Origin of the sequence: Arthrobacter bambusae (assembly GCF_030812595.1) — a bacterium.
Taxonomy (GTDB): Bacteria; Actinomycetota; Actinomycetes; order Actinomycetales; family Micrococcaceae; genus Arthrobacter; species Arthrobacter bambusae_B.
The window spans coordinates 102,860-109,244 of record NZ_JAUSSZ010000012.1 but is presented as its reverse complement, the minus strand read 5'-3'; the positions used below and the strand labels follow the sequence as shown (position 1 = coordinate 109,244).

The following is a 6,385-nucleotide window of genomic DNA, read 5'->3' as shown; positions in this document are numbered from 1 at the left end:
CGATGGAAGCCGGCACTGAACGCCTTCGCCATCACCTTCGAAGGCAGAATCACATAACGCCAACACCCGAATCCACCGTTAAACGGACACTCCCCCGTATGTGGACGGGCGTTGTCGGGTTTGGCCCCGTATGTGGACGGGCGTCGTCGGGTTTGGCGCCGTATGTGGACGGGCGTTGTCGGGTTTGGCGCCGTATGTGGACGGGCGTCGTCGGGGTTGGCCCGATAGGTGGACGGGCGTTGTCGGGTTTGGCCCCGTATGTGGACGGGCGTTGTCGGGTTTGGCCCCGTAGGTGGACGGGCGTCGGTTACGCCAGCTGGGACTCTATGCGGGCCGCGCTCGCGGCCAGTGCTTCGCCGACGGCGGCCTGGTCCTGTTCACGGCGGATGTAGACGACGGCGATCGCCGCGGGCCGGCCGCCCGGAACCTGGATGGGGGCGGCCAAGGAAGACAGGCCGGCGATGACTTCGTCATGGCTTGCCGCGTAACCGATCCTTCGAGCTTCTGCCGCTTCAGGACGATAGGGCAGGCCTGGAGCGCGGGCGGCCCATTGTTCCTCGCTCATGGTGGACTGGATCGCGATTCCAGGTGCACCGGTGTTCACGGGGTGGCGCGTGCCGGGATGCTGTGCCAAGGTCGCGGCCGAGTGGCGGGGCTCGACCGTGACCAGCGTGACGCAGTCCTGATGGTCCCAGACCGCTACGAAGGCCGTCATGTTCAGCGTGTTGGCAAGCTGGGTCAGCTCGGGGAGGGCGGCCGTCTGGAGGTCGCGGGAAACACCCCGGGCCAGCACCGCAAGGCCAGGACCGGGCTGAACCCGTCCGGCGTCGTCGCGCACCAGCAAGGAGTGATCCTCCAGCGTGCGAAGGATCCGGTAAGCCACGGAGCGGTGGACGCCCAAGGCGCCAGCGAGTTCGGCAATGGTCAGGGGCCGCTCCGCCGATGCCAGGATCTCCAAGGCTTGGATTCCGCGGGAGAGGGTCTGCGACGGGGAGACCGTCGCCGTCGTTTCCCGCAGGCTTTTCGCGGCGCTGGGAGACATCATGCGCTCCATCCTATGTTGGGCCTCACGCGGCTGAGCGGCAGTCTTGTGCTGCGACACACATGGGACTATGGTTCTGTATGAGAATTTGTTGTTCAAATATCGAACAAATCCAACGAACAAATTCAAATATAGAACAAATTCGTACGTAGAACAATCTTCAGCCAGGAATCAATGATGATTGCCAAGTCCAGCCAGAATGCGGAGCCGGAACCCCTGGGCCGCACTTCGCGGCCGCGGGCACATCATTTCCGCGGCAGCCTGGGCCGCTTTGCAACAGGCGTTGCCATCGTGACGTTCGACGGCGCCACCAAGCGGCATGGCATCACGGTCAATTCCTTCACCTCGGTGTCCATGGAACCGCCGCTGGTCCTGGTCAGCATCGCGCGTAACACCAGGGCCCACGACGAACTCGCCGGGCGTCCCTTCAGCGTCAATATCCTCGGCGCCGAACAGAAACAGCTCGCCCTCCATTTCGCAGGTCGTTCCGGGCCCGAGCCCAGTTGGGTCGAGGGCAAGACTGCGCCGCGGCTACCCAACGTCCTCGCTTACTTCGAGTGCACGCCGTGGGCAGCCTACGACGGGGGAGACCACACCCTCTACCTTGGCGAAGTGGTGGACTTCAACTACCGCAGCGGCGACGCGCTCGCCTTCGCCAACAGTGCTTTCACCACCATCCCGGAAAGCCAATTGGGAATGGAGGACCTTCTGTAGCCGCGGCGCCCGTCGACGTCGCATCCACCACGCAATGCCGTTTCAGCTCAACCATTATGGGAGACAACCATGGGAATCCGGACCGGACAGCAGTACTTGGACAAGCTCAACTCGATGAACCCCCACGTCCTGATCGACGGCGAAATGGTCACCGAAAAGATCGCCGACCACCCGTCCTTCAGGAACGTGGCCCGCACCTACGCGAAGCTCTTCGACATGCAGCATGACCCGAAGTACGCGGACGCCCTCACCTACGAGTCCCCGACGACGGGTGACCGGGTGAGTGCCTCGTTCCTGGTGCCGCGCAGCAAAGAAGACCTCGAGCACCGGCACGCAGCAATCCGCACCTGGGCTGAATACTCCCTTGGATTCCTGGGCCGGACGGGCGACTACATGAACGGCGCCCTCACCGCGCTCGCGGGCGCGGAGAAATGGTTTGCCCAGGCCGATCCGATGTTCGGCGAAAACATCCGCAGATACTACGAGCATTGCCGGGAGAACGATCTCCTCGCGACGCACACGCTCATCCCACCGCAAGTCAACCGTTCGGTGTCAGGGTCCGAGCAGCTCGGGGGCCAGCTCTCGGCCAGGGTCGTGGAAGAACGCGACGATGGAATCGTGGTCCACGGTGCGCGCATGCTCGCCACGATCGCACCGATCGCCGACGAGCTACTCGTGTTCCCGTCGACGCTCCTGCGCTCGACGCCGGAAGATGCTCCCTACTCCTACGCCTTTGCCCTCCCGAATGATGCGCCAGGCATGCGCTACTTGTGCCGGACCTCGCTTTACAACGGCGGAAGCACCCACGACGAACCGCTCGCCAGCCGCTTCGAGGAGATGGATGCCGTGGTCGTTTTCGACCACGTGTTCGTTCCTAACGAGCGCATCTTCATGCTCGGCCATCCTGAGTTGTGCAATGCCTTTTACTCCGAGACCGGTGCCGGGGCCCTCATGACACACCAGGTGGTCACACGGACCATCGCGAAGAGCGAGTTCTTCCTGGGCCTTGCCTCCGAGATTGCCGCATCGATAGGGATAGACGGATTCCAGCACATCCAGGAGGACCTCGCGGAGCTGATCGAAACCGTTGAAATCGGCAAGGCCCTCATGGTGGCGGCAGAAGCCCAGGCTGCTCCAAGTCCGGATGGTGTCTTCTTGCCCCATTGGCCCACCCTGAACGCGGCGCGCAACTGGTACCCCAAAGTTGCCCAGCGTTTCCCCGCCATCATTCGGAAGTTCTCGGCATCCGGCCTCATGGCCCTCCCCGGCGAAGCGGACGTTGCCAGCGCGGCATTGCCGGACATCGAGCTTTACCTGCAGGCGAAGACCTTGACCGGGCCGGAGCGCGTGCGGCTCTTCAAGCTCGCTTTCGATGCGAGTATTTCCGCGTTCGCCGGGCGCCAGGCCCTGTATGAGTACTTCTTTTTCGGTGACCCTGTGCGCATGGCGGCCGCCCTGGTGAACAGCTACGACCGCGAGCCGGCCCGCGCCCGCGTACGGGAATTCCTCGAGCGGCAGGACTGAACCCGCGGCACGACGACAGGGTCCGGCGTACGACGACGGCGGCGAGCCTCGCCGTCGTCCGTTGTCATTTTGCGCCTGCCGCGCTTGGTCGGCGGGAGCCCGGGTACGGGCTGCTGTCCCTATCGGTCCCGGTTCCCGGCGATCGGGACCGACACGCGCAGGGTGTTTGCACTGTCGCCCAGCCGCTGTTCTACACCTGCCCAGCCAAGCCCGCAACTGGGCACCAAGTCGATGTGCCCACGCCCATCACTTTTCAATTAGCGGACCGGCAAAGACAGCGGGTCGCTCAGCTATGACGAGAAGTCAGGAATCTGCTATCTGGCGCAACTATTAGGTCACAAAGCCCGGCAATTATGCCTTTGATAAATCCTTCGCCTGCGATACATCGGCAGCCGACAAGATAGTGCGCCCAGTCTCACCGTTGGGAGTCGTCGAAGGCATTGTCGGCGCGGCGACCGGCGTGCTGATCTTGGTATAAGGACCGCTTGCCGTTCCCGATGACGAGGGAGATAGATCGCGTGAAATCAGCTCATGGGATGATGCTCGCACTGTGTGCGACGTTGGGGCTTTCGGCCTGCGAGCCGGTGAACACATCGCCACCAACTGAATCCTCTCCACCCAAGACGCCCACCTTGGCGTCGAACCTCGAGTGTCCCGATGCGTTTACCACGGGAGCAGACCACCAGCCGGAACCTCCTGCATCAGACACGCCCCGAGCGCTAGGCGTCTCGGCGAAATCGTGGTCCGGCAGCCCGCCGGGCTATGCGTGGCCGATCACGGACAACCTGAGCGGTTTTGCTTTCACCATCGCGGGCATCACGTACGGCGGATGGAAAGCGCCCCTGACCCTGGAGCCAGGGATCGGTGAGCGCATTGTGAGCATTGACGGGCCGGACGACGCTGTTCTAATGGTTGTCTCCAGCAGGGATTGGGGAACTAATCCTGCCTTCCAAGAGGGGAACCTAGGTGTCCGCCGTTCCTACTCCGTCAAAGGGTGCCAGGACCACCGAACAGAGTTTCCGGGGATGATTCTTGTGCGCGGACCCGCCTGCGTTGTAGTCAGGGTCAGCGACCCCGTGGCAGGGACAACATCCACCATATCCGTGCCGATGTACGGCGGCGTATGCAACTGAGCTAAGGAAGGCGGCTTGGGGCGCTGTGGGGGAACATCCCGAAGACGATTTTGCTGACTACTTTAGGATCCACTATCCGCGACTCTTGGCGTTTGTGAAGCGGAGGGTCGATGATCATGAGACGGCCCAAGACATTTGCAGTGAGTCGTTCTTGCTGGCTTGGAAGGTCCTCGGGTGCGAATGCACGGATTCAGCCTCGTGGCTCTATGTGACAGCCCGGAATTTGATCGGCACCGAATATCGGCGCCGCGCCCAGAAAGAGCGGCTGATCCTTGCGATAGGCAGAATCTCCCGAAGCTCCCTGGATTCCTGTGAGCCGACGGATCTGGAAATAGCAATGGAAGCGCTTCACATTGATGACAGGGCGGCCGTCGTTCTAACCTATTGGCTCGGTCTGTCCGCCGCGGAGGCAGCGATCCTTTGCGGGTGCAGCGAGGTAGCGATGTGGAAACGTCTGAGCCGGGAACGAGCACAACTGAGGCGCTTACTCTCGGAACTGTGAACCTACCTACAACGCCGCCCAAGGAAAGAGGGACTGACGGTGCCAACCGTCAGTCCCTCCGCGCTTGCCGGAACCTGCTCAGGGCCTCGGGAACTTGGCGTTGGTGCGGTAGAGGAAGGCCGCGGTGGCGTCGCGGGCAACCGGGGTGAGGGGCTGGAATTCCTTCGTTCCGTTAGGGAGGGTCCAGCCGGTGGTGATCTGGTTGCTGGCCAGCCAGGTGATCTCCTTGTAGAAGGGGTACGTGGAAGGCACATCGATGAAGTTGCTGGTCCCGGAGACCGCGGGGCTTCCGTTCAAGCGGTAGATGAAGGCCGCCATGGCGTCACGGTTGACTGAGTCCAGGGGATGGAATGTCGCCGCCCCGTTGGGTCCGTCGTTGTAGCCGGTGGTAATACCCTGCTCTGCCAGCCAGGACACTTCCTTGTAGAAGGGGTCGTTCGTGGGCACATCAGCGAACTTGGGTGTTGCTGGCGGGGTGTAGGCAGGGCTGCCCATGTAGCGGTAGATGAAGGCCGCCATCGCTTCGCGGCTGATGGACTCCAGGGGGCGGAACTGGCGGGTAGTGTCGGGCATGACCCAGCCGGTGGTGATGTTCGCGTCGGCAGCCCAGGTGATTTCCTTGTAGTACGGGTAGTTTGAGGGCACGTCGGTGAAGGAATACGACGATGTGGCCGGTTCGTTCTTGACGATGAGGTCATCGACGTAGATATCGGCCTTCTGCGTCGGGTGTTCGGAGCCCAGCATCACACTGCTCAGGGACGTTGCTGAGACGTTGAGTGTGCTTGAGTTGAAGACGGACTTGTCATCGAACCAGACCTGCGCTGCCGTGGCGCTTCCGTTGGCGGTGACGTCGATGGCGATATGGTGCCAGCTGTTGAGGGCAACGGTGGAGACCATGGTGGTGTAGCTGAAAGTTCCGTCGGGCGCAGTTACCCTCAGCACGAAGTTGGACGTGCTGTTGTAGCGGAAGATGTCCATGATCCGTGTGGGACCGGAGAAGATTCGGAAGTAGGGGACATCGTTGCCCGCCACGCCGGCGGTGGTGATGTTGAACCAACCGGCCGCATAGGCGTGCGTGGACCCTGCCGGCAAGGGCACTGACATATTCGCGATCGATCCGGCGTCAATGGTTGCATGCAGGTATGCGGAGCAGGAGCCGTCGTGCGAGAGGGCCGAGCTGACACTGGCTGTGCCGGTCCCTTGGGTGACGACGGAGTACGGGGCCAAGGTCCCGGATTCGAAGTTGTCGGCAACCACCGTGTTGCCGGGGAAGCTGTCTGTAGGCGTCGCGGTTGCCGGCTGGCACGAGACCGACGCTGCCTCCGCGGGTGCGGCAACAATCGCCGCGCTTGCACCCAAAGCGAGGCCGAGAATTCCGGAGATTCCCAACCGGTACAGTCGTTTCATTCTTCCGTCCTCCAAGCTACGGTCGATACCCGGCTTCTTCGGGGTTGGGAAGTGAAGCCAGGT

Annotated in this window: 6 protein-coding genes; 3 read left to right on the top strand and 3 right to left on the bottom strand. The window is 62.4% G+C overall.

Annotated elements, in window-relative coordinates; genetic code table 11:
* Positions 1 to 307: 307 nt before the first annotated feature.
* The gene (locus J2S96_RS15850) at positions 308 to 1,042 is read right to left on the bottom strand and encodes an IclR family transcriptional regulator (protein WP_306865557.1); all 735 of its coding nucleotides are present in this window, start codon (positions 1,040 to 1,042) and stop codon (positions 308 to 310) included.
* A gap of 174 nt (positions 1,043 to 1,216) precedes the next feature.
* Between J2S96_RS15850 and J2S96_RS15845 the strand changes: the two genes are divergently transcribed.
* Together J2S96_RS15845 and hpaB are read left to right on the top strand one after the other, a co-directional pair.
* Positions 1,217 to 1,756: a flavin reductase family protein gene (locus J2S96_RS15845; protein ID WP_370873137.1), complete on the top strand. Its 540-nt coding sequence runs from the start codon at positions 1,217 to 1,219 to the stop codon at positions 1,754 to 1,756.
* A 69-nt stretch (positions 1,757 to 1,825) separates the two neighbouring features.
* Positions 1,826 to 3,280: a 4-hydroxyphenylacetate 3-monooxygenase, oxygenase component gene (gene hpaB / locus J2S96_RS15840; protein WP_306865541.1), complete on the top strand. Its 1,455-nt coding sequence runs from the start codon at positions 1,826 to 1,828 to the stop codon at positions 3,278 to 3,280.
* 529 nt (positions 3,281 to 3,809) lie between these two features.
* On the opposite strand, the gene J2S96_RS15835 is transcribed toward hpaB, so the two are convergent.
* Positions 3,810 to 3,989 carry a hypothetical protein gene (locus J2S96_RS15835; RefSeq protein ID WP_306865539.1) on the bottom strand — a complete coding sequence of 60 codons (180 nt, stop codon included), beginning with the start codon at positions 3,987 to 3,989 and terminating at the stop codon, positions 3,810 to 3,812.
* Positions 3,990 to 4,438: 449 nt separating this feature from the next.
* Here J2S96_RS15835 and J2S96_RS20250 point away from each other — a divergent pair, with 449 nt between their 5' ends.
* A complete protein-coding gene (locus tag J2S96_RS20250) occupies positions 4,439 to 4,915 on the top strand; it encodes an RNA polymerase sigma factor (RefSeq protein WP_370873136.1) in 477 nt (158 codons plus the stop codon).
* Positions 4,916 to 4,993: 78 nt separating this feature from the next.
* On the opposite strand, the gene J2S96_RS15830 is transcribed toward J2S96_RS20250, so the two are convergent.
* Complete coding sequence (locus J2S96_RS15830; RefSeq protein ID WP_306865537.1) at positions 4,994 to 6,322, bottom strand: S-layer homology domain-containing protein; 1,329 nt, start codon at positions 6,320 to 6,322, stop codon at positions 4,994 to 4,996.
* Between the last annotated feature and the right edge of the window lie 63 nt (positions 6,323 to 6,385).

Coding starts and splice junctions, on each gene's coding strand:
- J2S96_RS15845 (WP_370873137.1), top strand. CDS start 1,217: ATGATGATTGCCAAGTCCAGCCAGAATGCGGAGCCGGAACCCCTGGGC.
- hpaB (WP_306865541.1), top strand. CDS start 1,826: ATGGGAATCCGGACCGGACAGCAGTACTTGGACAAGCTCAACTCGATG.
- J2S96_RS15830 (WP_306865537.1), bottom strand. CDS start 6,322: ATGAAACGACTGTACCGGTTGGGAATCTCCGGAATTCTCGGCCTCGCT.
- J2S96_RS15850 (WP_306865557.1), bottom strand. CDS start 1,042: ATGTCTCCCAGCGCCGCGAAAAGCCTGCGGGAAACGACGGCGACGGTC.